The organism is Methylobacterium oxalidis, assembly GCF_007992195.1.
GTDB lineage: Bacteria > Pseudomonadota > Alphaproteobacteria > Rhizobiales > Beijerinckiaceae > Methylobacterium > Methylobacterium oxalidis.
This window is the reverse complement of the sequence record NZ_BJZU01000287.1, coordinates 1-1,286: the sequence shown is the minus strand read 5'-3', so window position 1 is coordinate 1,286 and position 1,286 is coordinate 1. Positions and strand designations below refer to the sequence as shown.

Here is a 1,286-nt window from a genome sequence, read left to right as displayed (position 1 = left end):
GGAGACCGGACGACCGTGCCGCACGCGACCGAGCTGATCGCCATCATCGCCCTGGGCCTCGTGCTGGCCTTCGTCTGCGGGATGGTGGCGCAGCGCCTCCGGCTGCCGCCGCTGGTCGGCTACCTGCTCGCGGGCGTCCTCGTCGGTCCCTACACGCCGGGCTTCGTCGGCAACAGCGAGCTCGCGGGCCAGCTCGCCGAGATCGGCGTGATCCTGCTGATGTTCGGCGTCGGGCTGCACTTCTCGATCAAGGACCTGATGGCGGTGCGCGGCATCGCGCTGCCGGGCGCCATCGTGCAGATCGCGGTGGCGACCGCCATGGGCGCCGGGCTCTCCCTGGCCTGGGGCTGGAGCCTCGGGGCGGGCCTCGTCTTCGGCCTCGCCCTGTCGGTGGCGAGCACGGTCGTGCTGCTGCGGGCTCTGGAGGAGCGCGGCCTCCTCGACAGCGACAAGGGCCGGATCGCGGTGGGCTGGCTCATCGTCGAGGATCTCGCGATGGTGCTGGCCCTCGTGCTGCTGCCGGCCCTCGCGCCCTCCCTCGGGGGCGAGGGCAAGGAGGCCGGGCACGGGGCCGCCCACGCCGCCACGGAGGCCCTCGGCCACCTCGTCGGCCTCGGCGCCGACAACCTGTGGCTCACCCTCGCCCTCACCCTCGCCAAGGTCGCGGTCTTCGCGAGCCTGATGCTGATCGGCGGGCGCCGCTTCGTGCCCTGGCTCCTCGACCAGGCGGCCCGCACGGGCTCGCGCGAGCTGTTCACCCTCGCGGTGCTGGCGCTGGCGCTCGGCATCGCCTTCGGCTCGGCGGAGCTGTTCGGCGTGTCCTTCGCGCTCGGCGCCTTCTTCGCCGGCATGGTGCTCGCCGAATCCGACCTCAGCCACCAGGCCGCGGCCGATTCCCTGCCCCTGCAGGACGCCTTCGCGGTGCTGTTCTTCGTCTCGGTCGGGATGCTGTTCGACCCCTTCATCCTGATCCGCGAGCCGCTCTCGGTGCTCGCCGTCCTCGGCATCATCCTGCTCGGCAAGTCGCTCGCGGCGGTCGCGATCGTGCTGGCCTTCCGCCACCCGGTCGGGACGGCGCTGACCATCGCGGCGAGCCTCGCGCAGATCGGCGAGTTCTCCTTCATCCTCGTCAGCCTCGGCCTGTCCCTGAAGCTGCTGCCGGCGGAGGGGCGCGACCTCATCCTCGGCGGGGCGCTCCTCTCGATCACCCTCAACCCGCTCTTCTTCGCCCTCGTCGCGCGGATCGAGCGGGCGCTCGCCGACCGGCCGGATCTCGCCGCGCGCTT

Annotated in this window: 1 protein-coding gene; it reads left to right on the top strand. The window is 72.6% G+C overall.

The genetic code is table 11. The features are described 5' to 3' along the window. Positions 1–15: 15 nt before the first annotated feature. Positions 16–1,286 (top strand): monovalent cation:proton antiporter-2 (CPA2) family protein (locus tag MOX02_RS30595; protein WP_147029509.1); only part of this gene is annotated, 1,271 nt, incomplete at its 3' end.